Annotated in this window: 27 protein-coding genes and 1 riboswitch; all 27 genes read left to right on the top strand. The window is 42.2% G+C overall.

Annotation, left to right across the window (positions count from 1 at the left end):
* The first annotated feature begins 283 nt into the window (after window positions 1–283).
* A complete protein-coding gene (locus BLV55_RS05900; RefSeq protein WP_093312248.1) occupies window positions 284–1279 on the top strand; it encodes a methionine ABC transporter ATP-binding protein in 996 nt (331 codons plus the stop codon).
* Window positions 1269–1946 (top strand): methionine ABC transporter permease, encoded by a 678-nt coding sequence (locus BLV55_RS05895; protein ID WP_093312245.1) that lies wholly within the window; start codon window positions 1269–1271, stop codon window positions 1944–1946. Before BLV55_RS05900 ends, BLV55_RS05895 begins: the two co-directional genes overlap by 11 nt.
* A gap of 13 nt (window positions 1947–1959) precedes the next feature.
* On the top strand, window positions 1960–2802 hold the full coding sequence (locus BLV55_RS05890) for a MetQ/NlpA family ABC transporter substrate-binding protein (RefSeq protein WP_093312243.1): 843 nt from the start codon (window positions 1960–1962) through the stop codon (window positions 2800–2802).
* Window positions 2803–2818: 16 nt separating this feature from the next.
* Window positions 2819–3646 carry a DUF169 domain-containing protein gene (locus BLV55_RS05885; protein WP_176968282.1) on the top strand — a complete coding sequence of 276 codons (828 nt, stop codon included), beginning with the start codon at window positions 2819–2821 and terminating at the stop codon, window positions 3644–3646.
* Window positions 3647–3920: 274 nt separating this feature from the next.
* Window positions 3921–5111 (top strand): NADH-ubiquinone oxidoreductase-F iron-sulfur binding region domain-containing protein, encoded by a 1191-nt coding sequence (locus BLV55_RS05880; RefSeq protein WP_093312239.1) that lies wholly within the window; start codon window positions 3921–3923, stop codon window positions 5109–5111.
* Window positions 5112–5124: 13 nt separating this feature from the next.
* Window positions 5125–6837, top strand: coding sequence for an NADH-dependent [FeFe] hydrogenase, group A6 (locus BLV55_RS05875; protein WP_093312236.1), 1713 nt, complete (start codon window positions 5125–5127; stop codon window positions 6835–6837).
* 65 nt (window positions 6838–6902) lie between these two features.
* On the top strand, window positions 6903–7415 hold the full coding sequence (locus BLV55_RS05870; RefSeq protein WP_093312234.1) for an ECF transporter S component: 513 nt from the start codon (window positions 6903–6905) through the stop codon (window positions 7413–7415).
* A 193-nt stretch (window positions 7416–7608) separates the two neighbouring features.
* Window positions 7609–9855, top strand: coding sequence for a sigma 54-interacting transcriptional regulator (locus BLV55_RS05865; protein ID WP_176968281.1), 2247 nt, complete (start codon window positions 7609–7611; stop codon window positions 9853–9855).
* A 111-nt stretch (window positions 9856–9966) separates the two neighbouring features.
* A riboswitch (cobalamin riboswitch) is annotated at window positions 9967–10153 on the top strand.
* Between the two features lie 365 nt (window positions 10154–10518).
* A complete protein-coding gene (gene eutS / locus BLV55_RS05860; protein WP_093312228.1) occupies window positions 10519–10866 on the top strand; it encodes an ethanolamine utilization microcompartment protein EutS in 348 nt (115 codons plus the stop codon).
* Window positions 10863–11285: a EutP/PduV family microcompartment system protein gene (locus BLV55_RS05855; protein ID WP_093312226.1), complete on the top strand. Its 423-nt coding sequence runs from the start codon at window positions 10863–10865 to the stop codon at window positions 11283–11285. The genes eutS and BLV55_RS05855 overlap by 4 nt, the downstream gene beginning before the upstream one ends.
* 30 nt (window positions 11286–11315) lie before the next feature.
* Complete coding sequence (locus tag BLV55_RS05850) at window positions 11316–11891, top strand: ANTAR domain-containing response regulator (protein ID WP_093312223.1); 576 nt, start codon at window positions 11316–11318, stop codon at window positions 11889–11891.
* Window positions 11892–11893: 2 nt separating this feature from the next.
* Entirely contained in the window at window positions 11894–13312 is a 1419-nt protein-coding gene (locus BLV55_RS05845; RefSeq protein WP_176968280.1) for a sensor histidine kinase, read from the top strand.
* A gap of 109 nt (window positions 13313–13421) precedes the next feature.
* Complete coding sequence (gene eutA, locus BLV55_RS05840; RefSeq protein WP_093312218.1) at window positions 13422–14858, top strand: ethanolamine ammonia-lyase reactivating factor EutA; 1437 nt, start codon at window positions 13422–13424, stop codon at window positions 14856–14858.
* 29 nt (window positions 14859–14887) lie between these two features.
* Window positions 14888–16252, top strand: a complete 1365-nt coding sequence (locus BLV55_RS05835; protein ID WP_093312216.1) for an ethanolamine ammonia-lyase subunit EutB — start codon at window positions 14888–14890, stop codon at window positions 16250–16252.
* Window positions 16253–16268: 16 nt separating this feature from the next.
* Window positions 16269–17165, top strand: a complete 897-nt coding sequence (gene eutC, locus BLV55_RS05830) for an ethanolamine ammonia-lyase subunit EutC (protein WP_093312214.1) — start codon at window positions 16269–16271, stop codon at window positions 17163–17165.
* A 9-nt stretch (window positions 17166–17174) separates the two neighbouring features.
* Window positions 17175–17828, top strand: coding sequence for an ethanolamine utilization microcompartment protein EutL (gene eutL / locus BLV55_RS05825; protein ID WP_093312212.1), 654 nt, complete (start codon window positions 17175–17177; stop codon window positions 17826–17828).
* A gap of 9 nt (window positions 17829–17837) precedes the next feature.
* Window positions 17838–18413: a BMC domain-containing protein gene (locus BLV55_RS05820; protein ID WP_093312210.1), complete on the top strand. Its 576-nt coding sequence runs from the start codon at window positions 17838–17840 to the stop codon at window positions 18411–18413.
* Window positions 18403–19872, top strand: coding sequence for an acetaldehyde dehydrogenase (acetylating) (locus tag BLV55_RS05815; RefSeq protein WP_242870044.1), 1470 nt, complete (start codon window positions 18403–18405; stop codon window positions 19870–19872). The genes BLV55_RS05820 and BLV55_RS05815 overlap by 11 nt, the downstream gene beginning before the upstream one ends.
* Before the next feature lie 2 nt (window positions 19873–19874).
* Window positions 19875–20165, top strand: a complete 291-nt coding sequence (eutM, locus tag BLV55_RS05810; RefSeq protein WP_093312208.1) for an ethanolamine utilization microcompartment protein EutM — start codon at window positions 19875–19877, stop codon at window positions 20163–20165.
* A 138-nt stretch (window positions 20166–20303) separates the two neighbouring features.
* Window positions 20304–21092: a cobalamin adenosyltransferase gene (locus BLV55_RS05805; RefSeq protein ID WP_207646031.1), complete on the top strand. Its 789-nt coding sequence runs from the start codon at window positions 20304–20306 to the stop codon at window positions 21090–21092.
* Window positions 21073–21720 carry a phosphate propanoyltransferase gene (gene pduL / locus BLV55_RS05800; RefSeq protein WP_242870043.1) on the top strand — a complete coding sequence of 216 codons (648 nt, stop codon included), beginning with the start codon at window positions 21073–21075 and terminating at the stop codon, window positions 21718–21720. Before BLV55_RS05805 ends, pduL begins: the two co-directional genes overlap by 20 nt.
* 35 nt (window positions 21721–21755) lie before the next feature.
* Window positions 21756–22355, top strand: a complete 600-nt coding sequence (locus tag BLV55_RS05795) for a hypothetical protein (RefSeq protein WP_093312202.1) — start codon at window positions 21756–21758, stop codon at window positions 22353–22355.
* Between the two features lie 4 nt (window positions 22356–22359).
* Window positions 22360–22671 carry a EutN/CcmL family microcompartment protein gene (locus tag BLV55_RS05790; protein ID WP_093312200.1) on the top strand — a complete coding sequence of 104 codons (312 nt, stop codon included), beginning with the start codon at window positions 22360–22362 and terminating at the stop codon, window positions 22669–22671.
* 14 nt (window positions 22672–22685) lie between these two features.
* Window positions 22686–24008, top strand: coding sequence for a 4Fe-4S dicluster domain-containing protein (locus BLV55_RS05785; protein ID WP_176968279.1), 1323 nt, complete (start codon window positions 22686–22688; stop codon window positions 24006–24008).
* Window positions 24008–24568, top strand: a complete 561-nt coding sequence (locus tag BLV55_RS05780) for a BMC domain-containing protein (RefSeq protein WP_207646030.1) — start codon at window positions 24008–24010, stop codon at window positions 24566–24568. Before BLV55_RS05785 ends, BLV55_RS05780 begins: the two co-directional genes overlap by 1 nt.
* Before the next feature lie 24 nt (window positions 24569–24592).
* A complete protein-coding gene (locus BLV55_RS05775) occupies window positions 24593–24886 on the top strand; it encodes a hypothetical protein (protein WP_093312195.1) in 294 nt (97 codons plus the stop codon).
* Window positions 24887–24914: 28 nt separating this feature from the next.
* Complete coding sequence (eutH, locus tag BLV55_RS05770; RefSeq protein ID WP_093312193.1) at window positions 24915–26009, top strand: ethanolamine utilization protein EutH; 1095 nt, start codon at window positions 24915–24917, stop codon at window positions 26007–26009.
* The last annotated feature ends 7 nt before the right edge of the window (window positions 26010–26016 follow it).

The raw sequence follows: 26016 nt of genomic DNA, 5'->3' as shown, positions 1-26016 counted from the left end.
CGTGAGGAGTATTTCCGGATAAGTTTATTATAGCATAATCTTTATCGAGATAATTGAACGATTCGGCTATTCGGCTATTTAGGCATATTGTCAGGCAATTCTTTGGAAAGAGGTGGGAGTGGGAAGAATTATATAGCCTCGAGATATGGGCTATAGGAAGTCTTGGGAATGATCGATAGATAAACCTTATAAATGTATCAATAATTCATATTAGACGGCGCTTTTGTGATCGTCTATAATGAGGAATATTAAAAATACTGCTTTGACAGGTTGGGAATAGAAAATGATTCAGATACACAATTTATACAAATCCTATCACCATAGTGACATACTGAAAAAAATTAACCTCTCTATCGAAAAAGGGGAAATATATGGCCTTATTGGACAAAGTGGCGCAGGTAAATCTACGCTATTACGATGTGTCAATGGATTGGAAAAATTTGATACGGGAGATTTGATTGTTGAGGGTGTTAATTTAGCTTCCATAACGGAAAAAGAACTGAGAAACTTTAGAAAAAAGATAGGCATGATTTTTCAGGATTTTGCGCTTCTTCATCGAAGAAATGTTGTTGAAAACGTATCGCTGCCTATGGAGTGCTGGAAGTATGATAAAAAAGAAATTGAAACCCGATCTGAAGCGTTGCTGGATCTAGTGGGACTGTTGGATAAAAAAAATTCCATGCCCAGCGAATTATCTGGAGGGCAAAAGCAAAGAGTAGCCATCGCAAGAGCCTTATCCCTAAATCCCAGCGTGCTTCTATGCGATGAAGCAACGTCTGCCCTTGATCCCAATACAACGGATTCGATCTTGAAGCTATTAGCTGATATCAATAAGGAGCTGGGAATTACCATTATGGTGGTAACCCATGAGATGTCCGTGGTGAAAAGCATCTGTGATAAGGTAGCTATTATTGCGAGAGGAAGTATCGTGGCTGAGGATACGGTAGAAAACATATTTCTAAAAGAATCTTTAGCGCTGAAGGACTTGGTAGGACAAGAGTTAATCAGTGTTCCGGAAAATCAAACGGTGATAAAGCTGGCGGTACGCAGTACAGATATTGATAAGAACTTCTTATGGAAACTGGCTTCTGAAAATCAAATCAAATTTTCCATTGTATCAGCCAATATTGAGCAATCGAAAAACAGCCGATTTGGGCACCTTTATATCAGCGTTCATAACCATGAGGTGGATGCGACACAGGCCTATTGTGAAGCAAATGGGATTCAATACACTTTGGTGAATACCTGTGGCAAAGGAGCTGAAATTGATGTTTCTTAACTTTGCAGACACAAGATTGATAGAGTATTTACCAAAAGTCATCTGGCCAGCTTTGTTAGCTACGCTAAGAATGCTTTTTTTCTCTATGATATTAGGACTTATTATTGGTAGCGTTGTTGCCGTTTTCTTGGTCTTAACATCTCCATATGGGCTTAAGCCAAACAAGAAAGTTTACAGAGTATTAGATTTTACGATCAATATGATCCGATCTTTTCCGGTAATTATATTAATCGTTGCAATTTCTCCTTTAACAAGGGTTATTGTAGGAACTTCTGTTGGAGAGAAAGCGGCCATTGTCCCCCTTACTATTGCCGCTTTTCCTGTGATTGCCAGGTATATCGAAATGAGTATGCTAGAAGTAGACAGAAACGTGGTTATAGCCGCAAAATCTTTTGGTGCTTCTGATTCACAGATTATTTTTAAGGTGTTACTCTCAGAAGCCTTACCTTCTATTGTCGCTGGACTGACCACCACTACCATCCTGTTTCTGGCCAGTACGACCCTAGCTGGAGCGGTAGGAGCCGGAGGTTTGGGGGCTGTTGCCCTGACTTATGGATACCAGCGGTTTGATGATGTAATGATGTACGCGATTGTCATTATTTTATTTGTCATGGTATTGATAATCCAAGGAATTGGAGAATTGATATATAGAAAAATTAAAAAGTAAAGGAGTTACAAGGATGAAAAAAATAGGAATGATGCTTGTTGTTTTATTATTAATGACTTTGGTGGCAGGCTGTTCAGGATCTTCGAATGAAGAGGCTTCTGTTGAAGAGGTTACCACTGAAGAGTCAGCAGTAGAAAAGGAACCGTTGGATCTTGTAATTGCATGTGCCGAAACAACCCAGGCCCTTGTGGATGCTGTCATACCGGTGATGGAAGAAAAAGGATACCAGATGACGTATCAGATGTTTGATAACAATGTGAATACAATGGTTGCCACAAATGATGAAAGCGTAGATGGATTGTTTCTTGTGCATAAGCCTTTTATGGAAAACTTCAATAAAGCTAATGATGCGGATCTGGTAATGATGGAACCTCATGTGTTTGCCGTGGGTATGGGAGTCTTTTCGGAACGGTATGAAAGCATAGAAGAAATGCCGGAAGGCGCATCTGTTGCGATCATGAACGATGCAATGAATATGGACAGAGGCTTGAGGATTTTTAGTGATGCTGGTTATATAAAATTGTCTGAAGATGTTGAACGAGCAACGTTGCTTGATATAGAAGAAAATCCGATGGGCTTGAACTTTGTAGAAATGGATCAGACTCAAACCGTTCGTTCGCTACAAGATATGGATGCGGTAGTTGCTTTTTTTAGTCATATGAAGAATGCCGGAAAAGATTTTGACAATTATATTATCAGAGACCAACGTCCTGAAAACTACCCTCAAGGAGTCATTGTCAAAGAAAAAAATGCAGATGCACAATGGGCTAAAGATTTGGTAGATGCTTTTAGAAGCGAGGAAATAAGAGCTTTTGCCGATGACTACTACGGTGGATTATACGAATACATTGATTAATAAAAGGAAGATACCTGTGGAAAATAAATCTTGTGTTTTAATTGAATCATTGTTATCCTTCAGCAGAAAGCCTGTAGGTGTAAAATTTTTACTCACAGAAAATGATTATGAAAAATCGACTTCTTTTGAACACAAAAATGGGATGCCTTACTGTACAGCTATCAAAAATGCATCAAAAGGTTCTCACTATAAAATGAATATGGAAAACTCAAGTTGTGTGGCTGCTTCAAGAGCCTTAGGATTTACGGAAATTAGCGAGGAATCCCTTTCGGGAAGCAGGCATGAACAGTTAGGTGTTTATAAAAACTTATGTATCAGCCGGTCGGTGGCAAAGGATATGGTGTATTGTCAACATCGTTGTGCCGGGGTTGAAATCAAGCCTCTTGATGCTTATCAGGAGGACGAGCCGGATGTGGTGGTTCTTGTAACATCCCCCTATAATGCCATGCGGATTGTTCAGAGTTATGCCTATCATTTTGGACAGCTGAAAAACATTAAAATGGCTGGGATGTGTGCTATATGTCAGGAATGCACCAGCTATCCCTATGAAACAAATTCTCTGAATATATCCATGTTATGTTCTGGTACCCGTTGTGTGGGGCAATGGTCTGAAAATGAACTAGGTATCGGATTTCCTTACCATTATTTTGAACCGATTGTAGACGGGCTGATTCAAACCACAAACCCAATGGAAGATAATAAAAACAAAAAAAAGATAGCCCGGAGACTGTCGGATAATGGACTGGTGAGCTCTTTAGAGATTAAACCGAATGATAATTACTATAGAGGAGCTTATGGAACACCTAAACAAAAGGAAAAAGAAAAACAACGGGATGTTGAATAGCAAAAACTGTCCTTTTTTCAAGACACTGTCCTTTTTCCAGGACGGTGCAAAAAAACCCCCTCTGAGAAACACTTTATCAGCAAAGATAAGGTGTTTCTTTTTATTTTTGTCCTGAAAACAGGACAGTATAAAGAGAAAAAAGGTGCGTGAAATTGCTATATATTCTGACGAATCATACGAATGGGCAAGCATAGCCACTGAGACAGGTTGGCACATAATTTGCATTTAATAAAGGAAAACCGCTTGCGGATAAAAAAAGAAGGAGTGAAAACCTATGGAAAACGCTTTATGGCTGAATGAAAGAGAGTTGACCAGTGTTGAAAAGATAAGTCGTGATGCAAGCAATGATGGAGTTATGTCAGATTATAATTTTCCTGGTTATGAAATTATATCGGAAATCATGGAAGCTGGGTTAAAGAGCCGAGACGGTAGAGGCGAATCGGTTGGTCATTATATGAAAACCTTATCAATGTACGAAGGAGCAAAAAGCATTACCACAAGCATTGTTCACTCGAAAATGGATGAAATGCTGGCTTTGCAAAATCCTTATTCCTTAATATTGGGCATGTATTTATCAGCAAAAGCAACTCTAGCAGAAGAGATAACTTTGTTTGTCAGTAAAGAGAATCAGTTTATTGCTCAGATGTTGAATATGCGAATACGACAACTGGAAAAGATGGGATACTTTAAAAGTTATCAGGTGTGTTTTTCCGTGCATGTATTATCTCATGATCAGATTCACTATACGCAAGATATTTCCTTGCTAACAAACTATAGGGAAAATCTGAGTCAGGCCCGTTCACCCTACAGGGATACGGAAGATATCTGGGAGACAAAAAAACATTTTATCAGCAACGTGGAAACTTTTTTGAATATTTCTCTAGTGATTCGTAATGGTAGCCAGTGGTATCGATCCAGCGGTAAAGAAGGAAATGCCGGGTCAAAAATATTTTATGTGGAACACAAAGGGGAAGGATTTTTGATGGAGGTCGATATGGGATCGACTTTAAGGGAAATGATGGAGAAAGTTTCAGAAAAAATGGATTTGCCTCATCGGTATGCCCTTCAGATAGGAGGAGATTTGGGAGGATTTATTTCACATAAGGAACTGGATCTTGTAATTGACGATGCATCTTTTCAAAAAGCGGGACTGTTGCTAGGCTCCGGTGTGGCAGAAGTCATTTCCGAGGAATCGGAAGCGAAAAAAACACTTAGGAGTGCTCTGAGGAACAATCATAAAAACTCCTGCGGACGATGTTCGGTTTGTCGTGAAGGAATTAAACGCTTAGGTGACTTATTAGAAACAGAAAATCAAAATGAAAACCCTCAAAACAGAGAAAAAATATCGTATCTAGGAAATTCCATCCGGCATTCAGCACTGTGCGGTTATGGGAAAACAGCTATCAATTTGATCGTAACAGCGGCAGATAATCATTCTTTTGATTACTCTTTTGGAAAAGAATAGGGGGAAAGTAGGTATGGAAACAATAAAACTGACCATTAATCAGAAGGAAATAACCGCAAATCAGGAGGAATCTATTTTAGAAATATGTCAAAACCATCAAATAGCAATTCCGACCTTATGCCACCATCCAGATCTGAGAAACGAAGGGAATTGTCGATTGTGCGTGGTAGAGGTTGACGGGGAAGAAAACTTAACCGCATCCTGTAATCGAAAAGCCTGTGATGGAATGGTGATTGAAACAGAAAGTGAAAAAGTGATAAACTCTAGGAGAGCTACTTTAGAATTATTAATTGCCAACCATCCTAACGACTGCCTGACCTGCGATCGAACTTCTGGTGAGTGTCAGTTGCAGGATTTATGCTATCAGTATGATATTTCTCGGGGAGAACAACTATTAAAAACCATAGAGCAGAAAAAAGCCTTGGATTTATCCAGCCCTTCCATCGAAAGAGATCTGAACAAATGTATTGTATGCGGAAAATGCCTTCGTGTTTGTGGGGAAACTCAGGATATTGGTATTTATCACTATCAGGAGAGGGGTTTCGATACCCTTGTCTCCACAAAAGAAAATCAGCCCTTAGCTGAAACCAAATGCATCAACTGTGGCCAATGCGTGAAAGTTTGCCCCGTAGGTGCGTTGGTGGAAAAACAGGAAATTCGGAAGGTGATGCAAGCCATAGTTGATCCGGAAGTTCATGTAGTGGTGCAGACAGCGCCGGCTGTTAAACACACCTTGGGGGAATCCTTTGGAATGAAACCGGGGACGGATATATCGGGAAAACTGAATGCAGCCCTGAAAAAATTAGGTGTCAATCAAGTCTTTAGCACAGATTTTGCAGCCGATGTTACTATTATGGAAGAGGGAACTGAATTTATTCAGCGAGTAAAAAATGGTGGGAAATTACCGATGTTTACCTCTTGTTCTCCCGGTTGGATCCGTTATGTGGAAACGGAATATCCGCAGTTTACAGAGAATCTTTCTACCTGCAAGTCACCGCAGCAAATGATGGGAGCGCTTTCAAAATCTTACTATGCCAGCTTGAAAGGCATAGATCCTAAAAAAATATTTATGGTATCGGTGATGCCCTGTACCGCAAAAAAATATGAAGCGCAACGGGAAGAGATGGTAGTGAAAGGGATACAGGATGTGGATGCGGTGTTAACAACCCGGGAACTGGCCAGATGGATTAAGTTAGAAAAAATAGATTTCAAAAAACTAGCCGATGCACCTTATGATGACTTTCTTGGTGAACACACCAGTGCCGGCCGTCTTTTTGGAACGACAGGTGGTGTGATGGAAGCTGCTTTGAGAACCGTAGCTTGGACCTTGACAGAGGGAGCTTTTGACCGCCTTGACTATGAAGCTGTCCGGGGTCTGGAAAATGCCAAAGAAGCGTCCCTGGAAATAGCTGGTATGGAAGTAAAGGTAGCTGTTGTTCATGGAACGGCCGCTGCGAAAAAACTGTTAGAAAAAATTGAATCTGGCGAAAAAGCCTATCATTTTGTAGAGGTGATGGGATGTCCGGGTGGCTGTATCAATGGTGGTGGAGCGCCCTTAAAAGACTCTATGGCAATGATAAAAGATCGGATGGAAGGCATGTATCAGATGGATAAAAATGCTGCGATTAGGCGGTCTCATGAAAACCCACTGATAATGCAAATATATAAAAACTATTTAGGTGAACCAGGTGGGCACAAAGCTCATGAATTGCTGCATACACATTGAAGGTAGATCGGAAGAAATTGATTTTGGGGCCTGTTTTCTGAAAAAGGAAAAGAAGGAGTGGGACAATGTCGACGATAACAGAACGAAGAACGGAAACAGCTTCGCTAGCTAAAACAGCTGTATTACTTGCTTTAACCCTTATGTTTCAAATTGGACTTGCGTCCTTTGCTCAACCGGTGGTAGGCCCTTTGGTTAATATGACACTAATGCTTTCGGTATTACTGGTAAGTCCTGGAGCAGCCATCACGATTGGATGCATCACACCTTTAGCCGCTTACCTGCTAGGGATTATGCCCTTATTTCCTTTATTGCCGGTGGTGATGTGTGGAAATATAACGCTGGTGTTGCTTTTTCAGGGGCTTTACCCCCAACATCAGTGGCTGGCCGTGCTGTCTGCCAGTGTTGGAAAGTTTTTTATGATGGCTGTATTGATTCGATTAATGGCCTTTACCTTTTTTTCTGGTATTCCAACGCCTTTGATTGCCGCTTTTTCCATGCCTCAGTTTTATACAGCAATGATTGGTGGAGGTATGGCATTAGTGGTTTATCGATACCTGCCTCAAAATATCAAAAGCTGAAAAAAGCAACTGAGCGCCTGCTACCCATGGGTAGCGGGCTTTTCTTGCAGGTAAGGAAATAACCAGGTATCAATGATAACAGATGTAAAGCGTCGTTTGTAAAGCGTCGTTGCTTCTGATAGAATTGCAAGAATTGTGGTAAAATATAATGAATAAGTTTTTCTGGAAGATACGCTGTACCGGAGGTGTTTTAATGCCGATTGTTTCTGACGTAAAAACAACTTGCAAAAAATGCTATTCCTGTGTCCGGGGATGTCCTGTGAATGCCATACGTTTTGAGGGGGATCAGGCGGAGTTAATGAAAGAAGAATGTGTTCAGTGTGGATTTTGTGTCAATGTCTGTTCTCAGAAAAATAAAGTCATTCGATCAGACAGGAGTGCCGTTGAAAAATCTTTGAGAAACCGAAGAAATATTACCATTGCCATTTTAGCACCATCTATCGTAGCTGCTTTTGAAGAAGAACCGAATCGATTGGTGGGAGCGTTAAAAAAATTGGGCTTTGATCAAGTTTATGAAGTGGCACAGGGTGCGTCAATGGTAGCAAGGGAATATGCGAAACTCTATCGGGAGCCCATCTCAAAACCGATGCTCACCTCGCCCTGTCCGGTTATTGTCAATATGGTGGAACGCCATTATCCATCATTGATTCATCATTTAGCGCCTATTGTTTCTCCGATGATTGCGGTGGCCGATTACATTAAGAAACAACAAAAAGTAAGTTCAGATATTGTCTTTTTTGGGCCTTGTGTTGCGAAAAAAACAGAAATTGATAAAGAATACGCCCAAAATACGGTAGACTATGTCCTCTTGTTTTCGGAATTGAAAGCGATGTTTGATGAAAATGAGATAGATCCGGGAAAAGTAAGGCCGGCTGCTTTTAATCACTTTTACGAAGAATGTCGTGGGCAGGTTTTTCCTGTGGCAGGAGGGTTGTTAAAGGCGGCTGAAATCAGCACGGATATACTGAATAATAAAATCACGGTGGTAGAAGGCAAAAAAGAGGTGCTGGAAACTTTTCGGGCTATTGAGGAAGGTAAGTTGGAACCAATGCTGATTGATATTCTTTACTGCAAAGGATGTATTGATGGGCCGGACTTTTTTCACGATAACAGCTCTCTTCAATACCGGAAAAGAAAAGTCATCGAATTTGCGAATGAAAGCATCGCCAAAAGAGCCGGCGATCCGGAGAGACCGGTAAAAAAGAATAAAGTTCAAATTTCCAGAAGGGTGTATTACAAAACCCTTCAGCAACAACGAACAATCCCAAGTGAAGAAGAAATACGAGACATACTGGCAAAAAGCCAGAAGTATAGCAAAGAAGATGAGTTGAATTGTGAAGCTTGTGGTTATGAAACCTGTCGTGAAAAAGCGATTGCTGTCTATCGGGGAATCGCAGAACTGCAGATGTGTTTGCCTTATTTGTTAGGCCAAAAGGAAAACGAAGTGTATTACTATAAAAAAAGAGTGGAAAACTTTATGGAAAGCGTTAAGGAGATTGACGATCGGATCATAGGGCATTCGGATGCGATCAGAGCCATTAAAAATTTTATTGTCAATGCGTCAAAAACAAATTCCAATGTCTTGCTGTTAGGAGAAAGTGGAACGGGAAAAACCTATATTGCCAATAACATTCACCTTTGTGGGGAACGACGCAATGAAGCCTTTGTTCATATTAACTGCAGTGCGATTCCAAAAGAGTTGATTGAAGCGGAACTCTTCGGTTATGAGGAAGGTGCCTTTACAGGAGCCAGAAAAGGTGGCAGCACGGGTAAATTTCAGCAGGCAGACCGAGGAACTATTTTTCTCGACGAAATTGCTGATATGAGTCCTGCCATGCAAGCCAAACTATTGCAGGTTATTCAGGATAAAGAAGTACAACGGGTAGGTGGGCAGCAGACCATTCCTTTGGATGTCAAAATTATTACGGCAACGAACAAAGATTTGCAGGAAGAAATCAAGAAAGGAAATTTTCGGGAGGATCTATACCATCGCATCAATGTCCTGACTTTTACGGTGCCTTCTTTAAGAGAAAGACCGGAGGATATTCCTTTGTTAGTAGAGTATCTGATGGATAAGCTGACGAAAAAGTACCAATTACCGCTTAAAACCGTTAGCAAAGAAGCGATGAAAGTTTTATGCGAATATAAATGGCCTGGCAACGTTCGGGAACTGGAAAATTTATTGGAAAGGCTGCTCAATATGGTGGAGGGGAGTCAGATCAGAGAGAAACATGTGCCGCTGCACTTATGGAAAAATGAAAATATTAATCCTTTGGCCAATGAAGTGCAGCCTCTGGAAAATTTGTTGGAAAAAGTAGAAAAGGAAACCATTCTCAATGCTTTGAAGAGCACTAATAATAATCGAACAAAAGCAGCCAATCTATTGAGGGTATCACGATCTAATTTCTATGAAAAACTTAGGAAATATGGAATCGATTAATCAGCCTAAGACCGTCCTGGGATCTGTCGCCTCGGGCACATCTTTCGAAAACAAAGAAACTGGCAAAAGGCTGGCTTGACGGTGGGTCCGCTTCATGATAAGATGGGAACAACTAAATAATACTTGTATGGTGACCATTTTTTCAAATGGTTGAAAAGGGAAGAGAGGTGTAATTCCTCCGCGGTCCCGCCACTGTAATGCTGAGTCTCTGTAATTACCACTGTTGTCACAGGCAATGGGAAGGATACAGAAGACGGAGAAGCAGAGCCAGGAGACCTGCCATGTAAGACTCCGAAGTTCCTACGGGAGATAGGAAGGGGATAAGTGATATGTGAAACAAACAAGCCGTTTTGTCTTGTTTGTGATGGTGAAATTAATTACTTAAATCTCTTCAGTGGGACTGGAGAGATTTTTTATGTTCAATATATTAGGCTCAAGAGTAAGGAAAGAAGTTATGTATCAATGTGACTAAACAGCGGATGGGTGCGTTATCTGATCAATTTTTTCGAGAAATCAAAAAAATTGGTTGAATAATGCTTTTTGTCGTGCTATAATCAAAAACAGTACAACGGCGTACGAACATAATAAGCGATGAAGCTTGTAGTTTCCTTTTTTCGTTACAAAGGGAGGACTGCGAGCTTTTTTAGTGTAGGGGGCGTCGTTATGCAGGATGAAAAGCAAAGAATGGTACAGGAATATGTGCCTGGCAAACAAGTGACATTAGCTCATTTAATTGCAAATCCAAGAGAAGATGTATGTCAGAAACTGGGTTTAGTGGAAAGTGAGACAGGTGCCGTGGGAATTCTGACCATTACACCGAGCGAGGGGGCGATCATTGCTGGTGATGTAGCTACCAAAGCGTCTGATGTACGCATAGGGTTTTTAGATCGATTTAGCGGATCTCTAGTGTTAGTGGGCGATGTAGGAAGCGTGGAAGAAGCGATTCAGGAGGTACTTCACATGTTGGGGCAAGTACTTCACTTCACAACCACCGTCATGACTCGCTCATGAAAAAATCAATGATACTGGTTGGAACTCAGGGATCAGGTAAAACCACTTTAATTCAACGACTTTCCAATGACGAAATGGTGTATCGAAAAACCCAAGCCGTAGAATATCACCCGAAAATTATCGACACTCCAGGTGAATACCTGGAAAATCCACGATATTATCATGCCATTGTTACCTTATCTTTTGATGCGAAAATAGTCGCTTTTGTGCATGATAGTACCTCCAGAGACAACTACTTTCCGCCACAGTTTGCCAGCATGTTTAATCAATCAGTAGTGGGAATTATCACCAAGACGGATCATTCGGAAGCAGATGTAGTTCGCTCTGAAGGTTGGCTGAGAAAAGCAGGAGTAACCACTGTTTATCAGGTAAGTGCCTATTCCGGTGCAGGGATAGGGCAGGTTGCCGAGATCCTTTAAAAACAATCACCCAACAAATCGGAGGTTAATATGAGTAAGAGGATAGTCATTGCTGACGATGAACCGATTACAAGAATGGATGTAGCAGAAATGCTGCAAGAAGCAGGCTACGATGTGGTAGGCAAAGCTTCGGATGGATTTGATGCTGTGGAAATATGTAAAAAGCAAAGACCGGATCTGGCAATTCTGGATGTGAAAATGCCTCTTCTGGATGGGATTACTGCGGCAAAAAAAATAACGCAGGAAAATTTAGCAGGAGCTGTATTGTTATTGACTGCTTACAGCAGCGAATCCTTCATAGAAAAGGCAAAGCAGGCGGGAGTCTTGTCCTATGTTGTAAAGCCAGTGACAAAAGAATCGCTCTTGCCGGCGGCAGAAATTGCGATGCATAGAGGAAGAGAAATTGAAGACATTAAGAAAGCTCATGAAAAGACGGCCAGACGTTTGGAAGCAAGAGTATTGGTGGATCGGGCAAAAAGTGCCTTAATGTCACAAAATGAGATGTCAGAAGAAGCCGCCTATAATTATATTCGAAAAATGAGCATGGACAAACGTTGCAGCATGCAAGAAATAGCAAGTACTATTTTAATGAGCATAGAAGGATGAATATGAAACTAAGACAATTATGTGAAACCCATACCTGTTTAAATGAAAACGATATCATACAACTGGAAAAAGTAGCGGAACAATTGCAACTGATGGCCGACTTGTCTGGTGGAGACATCTTTATCGATGTAATGACCAGGGAAGCCGGGGTGGCAGTGGTGGTGGCGGAAGCGAAACCAAGTCAGGGAAAATCCAACTACCAGAGGTCGGTAGTAGGTGAACTGGCATACCGACATCATGAACCGGCAGCGATCCGAACATTGGAAATAGGCATGCCCACCAGAGATTTAAGAGCGATCACACAAGAAGAACAACGGGTAAGACAACATGTGGTACCTATCTTTAATGAAGCAAAGGAGACCATTGGCTGCTTAATTATGGAAAATGACATTTCTCAGGCTGAAAAAGAAAATGCTCAGATGAAAATGTTGACGGAAACCACGGAACAGCTAACGGAGACCTTGGTGGACACCTTACAGGAAGATATTTTACTACAGCCTTATCTGAACGATGGAATTGTTGTCTTTAATGGCAAAGGCATTTCACAGAAAATGAACCCGGTGGCAACACGGATGTACCGCTATTTAGGGTATCAGGAAGAACTGGTAGGTATTCCTTTTGATAATCTGGCTCTGGATGGAAGTCGGTTTAAGGAGTTGGCGGAGACAATCCATCTGAAAACCTCGGAAATTAAGCGGGGAGATATGATGATGGAAGTGAAATATGCTCCCTTATCAGATGAGAAGGATCACTTCAGTGGCTTATTAATGATTGTGAAAGACATCACAGAAGAGAAAAACATTGAAAGAAAATTGATTACCAAGTCTGTGGCAATGAAAGAAATTCATCATCGTGTGAAAAATAATCTACAGACCATCGCCAGTCTGTTAAGGCTTCAGTCCAGACGAACAGACTCGCAAAAGGCAAAACAAGCCTTGGAAGACAGCATCAGCAGGGTGATAAGCATTTCAGCTACCCATGAAATTCTGGCTCAGAGCGGGGTAGACGAAGTAGATCTTCGTACCATCATCGAACGGGCCGTATCTAATACCTTTGGATCTCTGGAAGAGGACTGTGAGATATCCTTGAAGATTACAGGCAGTCGGTTTCAAGTAAGTTCTGACTTAGCAACAACGGTAGCGCTGATTGTCAATGAACTGGTTCAGAATAGCATGAAATATGCTTTTCGGGAACGTGAAAAAGGCCTTATAGAGATCAATATTGAAAAGGGTATTATGTATTCCAGCGTGGTGGTAAGAGATGATGGCTTTGGATTTGATGCCGAAACCAGTACTTCCGGCAGCTTAGGTCTAAGTATTGTTAAAAGCATGGTGGAAGAAAAGCTAAAAGGCCGATTTACCCTTGTTTCCACAGAAGGGGGAACAAAGGCAATGTTTGACTTTAAGATGACAAGTGAATAACAACAGCATACAATGATGTATACTGAATGTATTTTAACAAAGACGTTAAAAAACTCTTGAACAGCAAGAGAGTTTTTTAACGTTATTTTTTTGCAAAGGAGATTTTGCGGTGGCACAACAGCTAAAAAGTGTTGGGATCGATGTCGGTACCAGCACGACTCAATTGGTTTTTTCCAGGATAACCGTAGAAAATACAGCGGCTGCCTGGACCGTTCCTACCGTTCAAATTACCCATAAGGAAGTGATCTATCGTAGTGAAATATATTTTACTCCACTAATCAGTGCTGAGGTGATTGATGCAGCTGCATTGAAAGACATCGTTGCTAAGGAATATCAACAAGGAAAAATGAAACCGGAGGAAGTAGATACAGGAGCCATTATCATCACCGGAGAGACAGCAAGAAAAGAAAATGCGGAGCAGGTACTTACCATGCTCAGTGGCTTTGCCGGAGATTTTGTAGTAGCCACAGCCGGGCCAGATTTGGAAGGCGTGTTGGCCGGAAAGGGTTCTGGAGCCTGTGATTACTCAAAAGAACACAATGCAACGGTAATGAATCTTGATATTGGAGGAGGGACAACCAATGTAGCTGTATTTCAAAATGGAAAATTAATCGATACGGCTTGTTATGACATTGGTGGAAGGCTTATTCAATTTTCAGAAGATCAACACATTACCTATACTTCTCAAAAGGCGGAGGCTCTGATCAAACATTTAGGCTTAGAAATAGCTTTAGGAAAAAGACCTTCGATGACAGCCTTAAAGCAATTTTGTCAGGGAATGGCCGAAACCATCGTAGAAATTATGAATGCTGACACCCGTTCTCCTATACAAGAACTACTTATTACAGATCATGGTTTAAGAAAAAACCATTCCATTGACAAAGCTTTTTTATCTGGCGGCGTTGCTGATTGCGTAGCCTCTGCAAACCCTGAGGAAGACGACTGGTTGAGATACGGAGATATAGGCATCCTTTTGGGAAATGCCATTGCTCAGTCAGCATCCGAAACAAACCATCAGATCCTTTACGGCTCGGAAACCATAGGAGCAACGGTGGTGGGTGCCGGCAATCATAGTACAGATGTTAGTGGCAGTACGGTTCATTATGACGGAGAATTATTGCCCTTAAAGAATATACCGCTTATCAAACTGGATGAGGAAGAAGAAGCATTACCGTCGGCTGATCGACAGCAAAAAATGAGTGAAAAAATGGAGTGGATTCAAAAACAAGGCGATACCTCTTTGGTTGCATTAGGAATCAGAGGTCAACGAGGTTACGGCTTTAATGAAATCCAAGCCTTAGCCAAGGATATCGCCATGGTCAGTGAAAAAATTAATGGATCGGATCACCCCTTAGTAGTAATCCTGGAAAGTGACTTCGGTAAGTCGCTGGGGCTTTGCCTGCGAAGCATGATTCCCAAAGGGCAAGGGCTGATCTGTATCGATTCAATTAATGCGGACAATGGAGATTATATTGACATAGGAGTTCCCATTGCACAGGGGCAAGTAGTGCCGATTGTAATCAAAACCTTACTTTTTGGTTACTAGGCTAAGAAAAGAATAGGAGGTTAGGTTGAATGAGATTAGGAACATCTTTGTTTGGACAGCAGTACCTGTTCAAAAGTGTGAAAGAAGTGATGGCAAAAGCCAATGAAGAAAAATCAGGAGATGCACTGGCAGGAATTATAGCGGAAACGATGACCGAACGAGTGGCGGCGAAAGAAGTGTTAAGCCAGCTGACCTTAGAAACCCTGTATCATCACCCGTCCGTTCCCTACGACGAAGATGAAGTGACCCGTTTAATTTACGATGATCTCAGCATGCCCATTTATGAAGAGATTAAGGAGTGGACGGTGGCTGATCTGAGAGAATGGATTCTGGATGAAGACACGACCAATGATATGATACGACGTGTTTCTCGTGGCCTTACTTCCGAAATGATTGCAGCGGTAACCAAATTAATGAGCAATATGGATTTGGTGTTGGGAGCCCAAAAGATGATTGTAACGGCTCATTGCAATACCACCATCGGAGAACCGGGAACCCTCTCTTTCCGATTGCAGCCAAATCATACCACCGACAATTTAGATGGCATTATGGTGTCCTTGATGGAAGGTGTTTCCTACGGAGTGGGAGATGCTGTACTAGGACTGAATCCGGTGATTGACACCGTAGAAAGTGTTGGAAACATTTTGAAAATGTTCGATGAGTTTAAAAGAAAATGGGAGATACCGACACAAACCTGTGTATTGGCCCATGTGACCACGCAAATGGGAGCCATTGAAAAAGGTGCACCGGCAGACTTAATGTTTCAATCCATTGCTGGATCTCAAAAGGGAAATGAAGCTTTTGGATTTACGGTGGATACGCTTCGGCAGGCAGAATCCTTAATGAAAAAACATAGTACAGCCACCGGGCCAAACTATTTTTACTTTGAAACAGGGCAGGGATCTGAGCTGTCCAGTGAAGCGCATCATGATACCGATCAGGTAACCATGGAATCCAGATGCTATGGATTAGCCCGCCATTTCAAGCCTTTTCTGGTGAATACGGTGGTTGGGTTTATTGGACCGGAATATCTTTATGACAGCAAACAAGTAACACGAGCCGGTTTAGAAGATCACTTTATGGGAAAACTCCATGGATTGCCAATGGGAGTCGATGCATGCTACACCAACCATATGAAAACAGATCAGAACGACATTGAAAACTTAGCGGTATTACTGACGATGGCCGGATGCAACTACTTTATGGCCATACCCGCAGGGGATGATATTATGCTTAACTACCAATGTACCGGTTATCATGACGCGCACAGCTTAAGAAGTATCAGCGGGAAAAAGCCTATTAAAGCTTTTGGAGAATGGCTGGAACGAATGGAAATTGTTAAAGACGGTAAGTTGACTAAACGAGCTGGCGATGCATCTATTTTTATGAAATAGAAAGGTGGTGTTAACAATGAACGAAAATCAATTAAAATCCATTATTGAAGAAGTAATTCGGGAACATCAGTTAAGCAAAGAACCAGGTCGGGAAGAAAGTCATTCCTCAGCACCGGTTCAGCCAGTAATGACAGAAATTCCTGAAACCATTAAGGAAAAAGACAGCGTGACCGGTTACCGGATAGAAGACTATTTAGTGGTTCCTGATCCGGAAAACAAAGAAGCCTACGCCAATTATAAAAAGTCAACGCCAGCCAGAGTTGGTATTTGGCGGGCAGGTCCCCGTTATACAACGCCGACGTATTTAAGGTTTCGGGCAGATCATGCGGTGGCTCAGGACGCTGTTTTTACCGATGTTTGTGATGAATTAATCGAAGCCAATGGATGGCAAAAACTTCAAACCCTTGTAGCGGATAAAGATGAATATCTGACCAGACCAGACTTAGGAAGAAAACTGGATGAAGAATCGGTAGAAGCCTTACGAAAGCTTAATGCAACTCCACCTACCGTTCAGGTGTATGTAGCGGATGGATTGTCTTCAACAGCTATTGAAACAAACGCCGTAGATGCTCTGAAAACCATTGAAATGGGGCTGAAAAATCAAGGCATTCAAATGGGAGTACCCTTTTTCCTTAAATATGGACGGGTGCCATCCATGGATCAGGTGTCAGAACTTACGGGTGCACAGGTCACAGCTGTTTTAATAGGAGAAAGACCTGGGCTTGCCACAGGAGAATCCATGAGCTGCTATATGATTTACCAGGGCAAAGTGGGAAATCCAGAGTCCAGCAGAACAGTGATCAGTAATATTCATCAAAGTGGTACGCCTGCGGTGGAAGCAGGAGCACATATTGCCGAGATTATTCAAAAAATCCTTCATGAGAAAAAAAGTGGCGTGGATTTAAAATTATAGGAGGTTACCATGCGATACGATCCGATTAAAGTCAATGTTTTAAGTGTCAAAATGATTTCAAATGTCGATGAAGAAATGCGTAAAAATCTGGGGGTGAAAGATGCCCATCGAGCCATTGGTATGATTACAACGGATTGCGATGATGTAGGTTATACAGCACTGGATGAAGCAACCAAAAAAGCAGAAATCAATGTAGTCTATGCAAAATCATTTTATGGCGGTGCGGCGAATGCCAGCACAAAATTGGCGGGTGAATTCATCGGAATTATTTCCGGTCCCAGTCCGGCAGAAGTGAAAAGTGGCTTAAATGCGGCCATCGACTTTATTGAAGGGGATGCATGCTTCTATAGTGCTAATGAAGATGATTCCATTGCCTATTATGCCCATTGTGTCTCCCGAACCGGCAGCTATCTTTCAGAAACGGCTAACATACAGGAAGGTGAGCCACTGGCTTACTTGATTGCTCCTCCCATCGAAGCTATGTATGCCATGGATGCGGCATTGAAAGCCGCCGATGTGAAGCTAGTTACTTTTTTCGGCCCTCCCTCAGAAACCAACTTTGGCGGTGGCCTTTTAACAGGTTCGCAATCAGCGTGTAAAGCGGCTTGTGAAGCCTTTGCGGACGCTGTTATACAGGTAGCCGATCAACCCTTGAAATATTAGGTGAAGGCAATGAGAACATCAATGGGATTATTGGAAACCTACGGAGCTCTTGGTGCTTACGTAGGAGCGGATGCGGCATTAAAAGCAGCATCGGTAACACTAGTTTCGAAAAATTGTCCTTCCGGAGGATTGGTGACTCTTTCTTTTGAAGGAGATGTAGGGGCTATAAAAGCCGCCATCGAAGCTGGCGAAGCAGCGGTGAAAAAACTGGGAATATCAGTTACCAGCCATGTGATTCCGAGAATCACGCCGGAAGTAGGAGCTATGTTAGTGATCGAAGAAAAGCAACCAGAAAAGGAAGAAGCGAAAAAGGAAGAAATAGAAAAGGAAGAAGTAGAAACGCCGGCGCCGGAAGACAGCAAAGAGCCCACCAAAGAGTCCGCCTATGTTTCATTGAAAGGCGAAAACTATGCTGTCTTTGAAAAAGGCGGTATTGATGAATTAAAGGTGGCATCTCTCCGGGAAATAGCCAGAAAGTTGGGGATTACACCGGCTGACGGTCGTCGGATACAAAATGCCAGTAAATATCAACTGGTGAATGCCATAAGGCATCATATGAAAGGAGGGGATCATGATGATTCTTGATAGGGATTTAGCTTCTATTCAAGAAGTGCGCAACTTAGTAGAACGTGCAAAAAAAGCTCAAAAGCAGTTGGCGGCTTTGGATCAGAATCAAATTGATCGGGTTACCGAACAGTTGTACCTGGCCGGCTATGATCATGCCGAAGCCTTAGGAAAGCTGGCCAATGAAGAGACTGGATTTGGAAAATGGGAAGATAAGATGGCTAAAAACATCTTAGCCAGTAAAGACTTATGGGAATCCATTAAATCCATGAAAACCATTGGAATTATGGAAAGCATTACTGAAAAAAAGGTAGTGAAAATAGGCGTTCCTATGGGGTTGATCGCCGGGTTAATTCCGTCTACCAATCCTACCTCTACGGTACTTTACAAGGCGTTGATTTCGATAAAAGCAGGAAATGCTTTAATTGTCAGTCCTCATCCGTCCGCGCTTAACTGCATTACTGAAACCGTTAGAGTTCTTCAGGATGCCTTGGAAAAAGCCGGTGTTTCCAGAGATTTGATAAGTTGCATTACAAAACCAACCATGGAAGCAACCGAAGCACTCATGAAGCACAAAGACATTAATATGATTCTGGCTACAGGAGGCACCGCTATGGTAAAGGCGGCTTACAGTTCCGGAACACCGGCTCTTGGTGTAGGCCCTGGAAATGTGCCAGCTTTTATTGAAAGAAGTGCGGATATCGAAGATGCGGTAGAAAAAATCTTTCGTTCCAAGAACTTCGATTATGGAACGGTTTGTGCCTCTGAACAAGCTATCGTAGTAGATGCTCCTATTGAGCAGGACGTCAGGAAAGCCGTAACTCAGCGTGGTGGATACTTTTTAACCGGAGAAGCCTTGGAAAAAGTAAAAAGAATTATGGAGCGACCTAACGGTGCTATGAATCCAGCCATTGTAGGCCGTTCGGCTGCCTATATTGCAAACTTGGTAGGCATTGAAATACCACAGGGCACAACGCTTTTACTGAGCGATGAGCCGGGCGTTGGAAAAGAATATCCTTTTTCGAAAGAAAAATTAACTCAATTGATGGGTTTTTATGTGGTGAAAGATTGGAAAGAAGGATGCTCTTTATCTTATCAACTTCTTGAAAATGGAGGGTTAGGCCATACCTTAGTCATACACTCCCGTGATGAGAAAGTGATCCAGGCTTTTGCGTTGGAAAAACCGGTTTCGCGGTTTTTAGTCAATACACCCTCTACTCATGGAGCCGTTGGTTTATCTACGGGACTGGCACCTTCACTGACTTTGGGTTGTGGAACGGTAGGCGGCAGTGCAACCAGTGATAATGTCACGCCACTCCATTTATTAAATGTCCGGTGGATGGCTTATGATTTAGAGATGAACCAGTCTTTGGGAACCAAAGCACAAAGGCAAGCAGATGCAACGGTAGATATTGATCAGATTTGTCAACAAGTGATGCAAGCATTACAAAATAAAAATATATCATTAGGAGGAAAATAAAAATGGCAACTTTAAATGCATTAGGAATGATTGAAACAAAAGGGTTGGTAGGAGCCGTAGAAGCAGCAGATGCAATGGTGAAAGCGGCAAATGTTCAATTACTTGGGAAGGAACAAGTAGGTGGTGGTTTAGTAACCGTAATGGTTCGAGGCGATGTAGGTGCTGTAAAAGCAGCGACAGATGCAGGCGCTGCAGCGGCTGAAAGAGTGGGAGAACTACTTTCTGTTCATGTTATTCCAAGACCTCATAGCGAAGTGGAAGTGATACTGCCTAAAAGCAAAATAACGGAATAACGAAAAGGCGGTAAAAAACAGAAGGCTGTTAAAAGTAGCCTGTCATTTGGAGGAGAAAAGGTTAAGGGAGCGAAAACTCCCTTAATCCCTTATAGGACCTTGTTTAATACATCTATTTTTTAAGAGAGGCGTCATATGATGAGCGTAATTACGGAAGCGTTATTAAGAGAACATGATAAAAAAAATCCTCATCAGCCACTGAAAATCAACAAATCAGATAAGCTGACACCATCGGCAAAAGAATACCTTCGAGAACAGAAACGCTATCAGTGTCATGAGGAAAGCACCCCTAAAAAGGAAGTGAAACAAGTTCGGGTTCAGGAAAATGAATACCGACCCTTTGAAGTCGTGGACACAGGATTTCAACCGAAATTTGTTTCTTACTACGATGGAGGCTATTATCAGGAAAAACCAGAATGGATGACACACTTATCAGGAAATCAGTTGGTTTACAAAGATGATTCTAGGATTGTTTTCCGGGGAAAACTAGACAGTATCCAAAGTCAGATTCTGGTAACAATGCATCAATTAAAAGATACAAAGTATCTTTGGTTGTTAGAAAATCTGGACGAAATGCTTCAGGTAATGCGGGAAATTTTAAAAGCAGAAGTAATGGAAACGCCCTATGAAATAAAAAATCTTTTTGGATTAGAGGACAAGGAGTTACGGGCCCATTCTCATCATCCACAAAAATATTATGGCATCAAACATTTTGTTCCGAATGTGGAAATGGGTCAGGAAATGGTATTGATCAATCAGTTGCGATCGTCCTTACGAGAATTGGAATTAGTGGGAATAAATGCGTTCAGAAATGGGTCGAAGATAGAAAGGGAAGACTTACTGCGAGTGCTGAATCGTATGAGCAGTGCCGCCTATATTCTGATGTGTCGGATGCGAGGTGAAAATCGTGGACAAACAAATGATTGATGATCTTGTGAATCAAGTGATTCGGGAACTGGAAAAAAAAGATAAATGCCTGCAAGTAGAAGCGTCAGGGAGGCATGTTCATTTAAGCAAAGAAGATGCCCAACAACTTTTCGGAACAGATACCCTTACGCCGGAAAGAGAATTGTCGCAACCGGGACAGTTTTTATCAAAAGAAAAAGTGAATTTGATAGGACCTAAAGGAAGCTTTAAGGATGTAGCCGTTCTGGGGCCTTTGCGAGAAAAAACACAAGTAGAAATATCCATGACCGATGCCAGGGCGTTAGGAATACCACCGGTGCTTAAAGAATCGGGAGATTTAACAAACTGTGCAGATCTTTGGATTCAGTATAAAAACAAGATGATTGAAGCGAAATCGTCAGCAATGGTAGCAAAAAGGCATATTCATATGACACCGGAGGATGCGACTCATCTACAGGTACAGGATGGAGAAACCGTGGCGGTGCGGGTATATGGCCAGCGACAAATCACCTTTGAAGATGTGTTGGTACGGGTAAATCCCCGTTATCAGCTAAGAATGCACATCGATTATGACGAAGCCAATGCTGTTGGCCTGGGAAAAAACACTTATGGAAAAATAATATCAACAGGTGAAAGAGAAAAAGCCTAACAAGGCTATGCTGAGTGATGAAGTGAGGTGGTTAAGTGACAAAGGAAAAGGGAAACAGCATGGATGAGATTGTTCAGGAAGTACTTTATCGCCTGGGAAAAATTCAAAAAGCATTTGTGATCGAAGAAGTGGAATATCCGTCAGAAATTTTGAAAAATGCCGGCTATCTTCAATGGCTAAGGGATATTGAAACCTTGGAAAAAGGAATGACTTTATGGCTCCCCGGTATGACACGCTATCAGATGATGAGCATTGCTAATGGATTGCCTGATGACAGGGTGAGTACCTGGTGTCTGGAAGCCCTGCTTAAAGGAGTTACGGTATGCCTTCGGCGTGAAGACCTGACCTTCCTTCCGGAAAATCATGAAGATTCACCTTTGCTTCGGAAACACACAGAGGCTTTGGAGCTACTAACTGGGAGCGGATTAAAACTGGTGGAAAATAACGCCTTTGAAGCGGAAAAAGACCAGTCGGAATCCTTTCTTTACTACCGAAAAAAATTACTGAACGAAAAAACAGCCCGCAACTGGAAGCAAAAAGCCGTCAAAGAAGTAATGATTGACCCCAAAACTATTGTGACACCTTTGGCAGCCGATGTTTTGCGGGAAGGTCAGATAAAGTGGTGCAAGGAGTGACAGCATGATTATTGGAAAGGTCATAGGAAATGTATGGGCAACAAAAAAGGAAACATCCTTAAATGGATTAAAATTATTGGTGGTGCAAGTTGTTGAAAATCAGATAGAGATCTCTGACCGGGAAGATTCTGATCTTCCTAAAAAGAAATCCCGGCGAATGGTTGCGGCAGATGCTGTAGGAGCCGGGATAGGAGATGATGTCCTGGTGGTATCAGGCAGTTCTGCCAGGAGAGCCATAGAAGGTGACGGCAAAGCTGTTGATGCAACTATTGTTGGCATTATTGATGCATGTGAAATAGTAGAAGAATGTTCGTGAAAGAGGCGGTTCCGATGACGTTTTTAGAAGGAATCAAAAAGGCCGGGGTGGTAGGTGCCGGTGGAGCTGGATTTCCGACCCATATCAAATTAGATACCCAGGCAAAAACCCTGATCATTAATGGGATTGAATGCGAACCTTTATTGAAGACTGACAAGTTTTTAATAAGACGGTTTTCGGAAGCACTTATCCAAGGAGCTTTGGCCATAGGAAAACATCTAAAGGCACAGGACATTGTAATTGCGATTAAAGAAAAAAACAAGAAAGAGATTGAACAGCTTCAACGCTGCCTAAAACCAGGAGAAGTTTCGCTTAAAATACATCCTGTAGGTGATTTTTATCCAGCCGGAGATGAGCAAATGCTGGTTCGGGAAGTGATGGCAGAGACGGTAGCTCCGGGAAAGATTCCCCTTTCAAAAGGGGTTGTCATAACCAATGTCGCAACCGTACTGGATATTGTTCATCAGCAGCCGGTAACGCATCGGGTAATGACCATAGGAGGCGAAGTGAACCAGCCCTGTCTGATCAAAGTGCCTATTGGAACAGATCTGCAGTCTTGCATTGAAGCGGCTGGTGGGCCCAAGATCTCTGATTATCATGCTTTAACCGGAGGTCCTATGATGGGACAACTTTGCCCAAGGTCTGAGTTGAGTCGTACCTATGTGACGAAAACCATGGGAGGCCTTATTCTACTTCCCAGTCATCATCCGATTATCCAGCATCACCATCTAAGCATTTCTCATTGCCTAAAACGGGCGGCAAGTGTGTGTATTCAGTGTCGTATGTGTACCGATTTATGTCCCCGATACTTAAACGGGCATCCATTGCATCCGCACCTGGTGATGCGGTCCGTTGCCTTTGGAAAGATAACCATGGAAAGCAGTAAATCAGCCCTTTTATGTTGCGCTTGTGGGATATGTGAACATTTTGCTTGTCCTATGGGTTTGTCGCCCAAAATGATTAATGAATCTGTCAAATCCACCCTGATGCAGGGAGGCGTTAAGTGGGTTAATACAGAGGAAGCTTTTCAGGAAGTTCATCCTCAGCGGTCTTACCGAAAAATTCCTACAGAAAGATTAATTCAACGGTTAGGGTTATCCATCTATGAAACAGATGTACCGGAAACCCTTCAAAGCCTCACGCCGGACAAGGTGGTCATTCCTTTAAAGCAACATATTGGTGTGCTTGCGAAGCCAGTGGTAGAAAATGGCGACAAAGTAGTGGTTGGTCAGCTGATTGCGTCTGTAGGGACAGACTTAGGATCGGAAATCCATAGCAGTCTTGATGGAACTGTAAAAAAAGTAGAGAAAGATTATATTATGGTAGAGAGAAGTTGATGCATACGATGACGATTCGAACCTTAGGTGTGATAGAACTCAATAGTATTGCCAAAGGCTATTTAGTTACCGATACAATGCTGAAAGCCGGCAATGTGGATCTGGTGAAAGCACATTCTATTTGTCCCGGGAAATACCTTGTTTTAATCAGTGGAGATGTAGGCGGCGTGAAAGCGGCTATGAGCGCTGGTTTGGAAACAGGTGCCGGATGGGTGGTAGATCATTTAACGATTGCTAACATTCATCCTGGAATTATTCCGGCCATTACTGGCACCGGTCAGATGGAAATGGGCGAATCTCTGGGCGTCTTAGAATTTTTCGGAGTTGTCAGCGGGATTGCCGCCGCCGATCAAGCAGCGAAAGCAGCTCAGGTAGAATTGATTGAACTAAGGCTTGGTTTTGCGGTAGGTGGAAAATCATTTGTGACGCTAACAGGCGACATCAGCGCTGTAACAGCAGCTGTTGAAGTGGGAACTGATGCAGCCGAGACAGCAGGCCTTCTGGTAAATCAAGTGATTATCCCGCGTCCTCATCAAGGTGTGATGGATTCTTTGGTGTAGGGAGAAGAAAAAGGAGGAAGTCGAATGGCAAAAAAGCTGATTACCATTCATAATATTCATTCGTATTTAGAACCGGAAAGCAAAAGTTTTATGATGGACAAAGAGATGCTTCTCACCTCCGGTGCGAAAGATTACCTGCGTCAAAAAGGATATACCATTGATCTGAAACAAGGAATCTGTTCAACAAAAGAAGAAGCAGAGAAAGAGTGCTTAGTAGAACAAGTAAAGAAACTAGTGATTCAAGATTTTCAGATAAAAGATCCACAGTTACAACAACAAGTAATCAAGGCTGTAATGAAAAAAATCCACAGCCAATAAAAATGAAAAGACTGAGGGAGGCTGAAAAATGAGTATTAACGATATTATTTTGTATATTATGGTAGGGTTTATGGTGTTAGGAGCCATTGACCGAATTATTGGCAATAAATTTGGCTTAGGAGAAAAGTTTGAAGAAGGTATCATGGCTATGGGTGCATTAGCGGTGGCTATGGTCGGAGTTATTTCTATGGCTCCTGTACTGGCAAGATGGTTATCGCCGGTAGTGGTACCGCTATATACGGCACTAGGGGCCGATCCGGCAATGTTTGCCACGACATTACTGGCAAATGATATGGGTGGATATCCCTTAGCCATGAGTTTAGCCTTAACACCGGAAGCAGGTCAGTTTGCAGGGATTATATTAGGTGCTATGCTAGGCCCGACCATTGTTTTTACCATTCCTGTAGCCTTAGGAATTATTTCGAAAGATGATCATAAAGCCTTAGCAAAAGGCGTGTTAGCAGGACTTATAACTATTCCAATAGGTTGTTTTGCAGGAGGGGTGGCAGCAGGCTTTTCTCTTGGAATGATTATGGCGAACTTAGTACCCATTATTATTGTTTCCGGACTGTTAGCCGTAGGATTAGCCATTATTCCTCAAAAAATGATCAATGGGTTTGTCATCTTTGGAAAAGGGGTGGTGATTGTCATTACCATTGGTTTGGCAGCCATCATTATCGAAACCCTGACAGGCATTGTAGTGATTCAGGGGATGGATCCGATTTCCGAAGGATTTGCTGTTGTAGGTGAAATTGCCATTGTGTTAGCCGGAGCATTTCCAATGGTTCATGTGATCACAAAAGTACTGAATCGACCGCTGATGCGGATGGGAAAAATGTTAGGAATGAACGATGCAGCGGCAGCAGGAATGGTTGCTACCCTTGCGAATAATATCCCTATGTTTGGTTTGATGAAAGATATGGACGAGAGAGGTAAAGTAATCAACGTCGCTTTTGCCGTTAGTGCTTCCTTTATTTTGGGAGATCATCTGGGGTATACCGCCGGTGTTGAAAGAGAAATGATTTTTTCAATGATTGTCGGGAAATTTGTTGGTGGAGTGACCGCTGTTATGGTAGCTATCTTTTTCCTGAAACTGATGGAGAAAAAAGGGGCAAAAGCATAACAGGGAA

The organism is Tindallia californiensis, assembly GCF_900107405.1.
Lineage (GTDB): Bacteria > Bacillota > Clostridia > Peptostreptococcales > Tindalliaceae > Tindallia > Tindallia californiensis.
The sequence above is the reverse complement of the archived record's forward strand: the minus strand, read 5'-3'. Positions and strand labels throughout refer to the sequence as shown.

Coding starts and splice junctions, on each gene's coding strand:
- BLV55_RS05835 (WP_093312216.1), top strand. CDS start 14,888: ATGAGATTAGGAACATCTTTGTTTGGACAGCAGTACCTGTTCAAAAGT.
- BLV55_RS05895 (WP_093312245.1), top strand. CDS start 1,269: ATGTTTCTTAACTTTGCAGACACAAGATTGATAGAGTATTTACCAAAA.
- BLV55_RS05870 (WP_093312234.1), top strand. CDS start 6,903: ATGTCGACGATAACAGAACGAAGAACGGAAACAGCTTCGCTAGCTAAA.
- eutH (WP_093312193.1), top strand. CDS start 24,915: ATGAGTATTAACGATATTATTTTGTATATTATGGTAGGGTTTATGGTG.
- BLV55_RS05880 (WP_093312239.1), top strand. CDS start 3,921: ATGGAAAACGCTTTATGGCTGAATGAAAGAGAGTTGACCAGTGTTGAA.
- BLV55_RS05875 (WP_093312236.1), top strand. CDS start 5,125: ATGGAAACAATAAAACTGACCATTAATCAGAAGGAAATAACCGCAAAT.
- eutM (WP_093312208.1), top strand. CDS start 19,875: ATGGCAACTTTAAATGCATTAGGAATGATTGAAACAAAAGGGTTGGTA.
- eutL (WP_093312212.1), top strand. CDS start 17,175: ATGCGATACGATCCGATTAAAGTCAATGTTTTAAGTGTCAAAATGATT.
- BLV55_RS05775 (WP_093312195.1), top strand. CDS start 24,593: ATGGCAAAAAAGCTGATTACCATTCATAATATTCATTCGTATTTAGAA.
- BLV55_RS05815 (WP_242870044.1), top strand. CDS start 18,403: ATGATTCTTGATAGGGATTTAGCTTCTATTCAAGAAGTGCGCAACTTA.
- BLV55_RS05855 (WP_093312226.1), top strand. CDS start 10,863: ATGAAAAAATCAATGATACTGGTTGGAACTCAGGGATCAGGTAAAACC.
- BLV55_RS05890 (WP_093312243.1), top strand. CDS start 1,960: ATGAAAAAAATAGGAATGATGCTTGTTGTTTTATTATTAATGACTTTG.
- BLV55_RS05805 (WP_207646031.1), top strand. CDS start 20,304: ATGAGCGTAATTACGGAAGCGTTATTAAGAGAACATGATAAAAAAAAT.
- BLV55_RS05785 (WP_176968279.1), top strand. CDS start 22,686: ATGACGTTTTTAGAAGGAATCAAAAAGGCCGGGGTGGTAGGTGCCGGT.
- BLV55_RS05865 (WP_176968281.1), top strand. CDS start 7,609: ATGCCGATTGTTTCTGACGTAAAAACAACTTGCAAAAAATGCTATTCC.
- BLV55_RS05780 (WP_207646030.1), top strand. CDS start 24,008: ATGCATACGATGACGATTCGAACCTTAGGTGTGATAGAACTCAATAGT.
- eutS (WP_093312228.1), top strand. CDS start 10,519: ATGCAGGATGAAAAGCAAAGAATGGTACAGGAATATGTGCCTGGCAAA.
- BLV55_RS05820 (WP_093312210.1), top strand. CDS start 17,838: ATGAGAACATCAATGGGATTATTGGAAACCTACGGAGCTCTTGGTGCT.
- BLV55_RS05900 (WP_093312248.1), top strand. CDS start 284: ATGATTCAGATACACAATTTATACAAATCCTATCACCATAGTGACATA.
- eutC (WP_093312214.1), top strand. CDS start 16,269: ATGAACGAAAATCAATTAAAATCCATTATTGAAGAAGTAATTCGGGAA.
- BLV55_RS05845 (WP_176968280.1), top strand. CDS start 11,894: ATGAAACTAAGACAATTATGTGAAACCCATACCTGTTTAAATGAAAAC.
- BLV55_RS05790 (WP_093312200.1), top strand. CDS start 22,360: ATGATTATTGGAAAGGTCATAGGAAATGTATGGGCAACAAAAAAGGAA.
- BLV55_RS05850 (WP_093312223.1), top strand. CDS start 11,316: ATGAGTAAGAGGATAGTCATTGCTGACGATGAACCGATTACAAGAATG.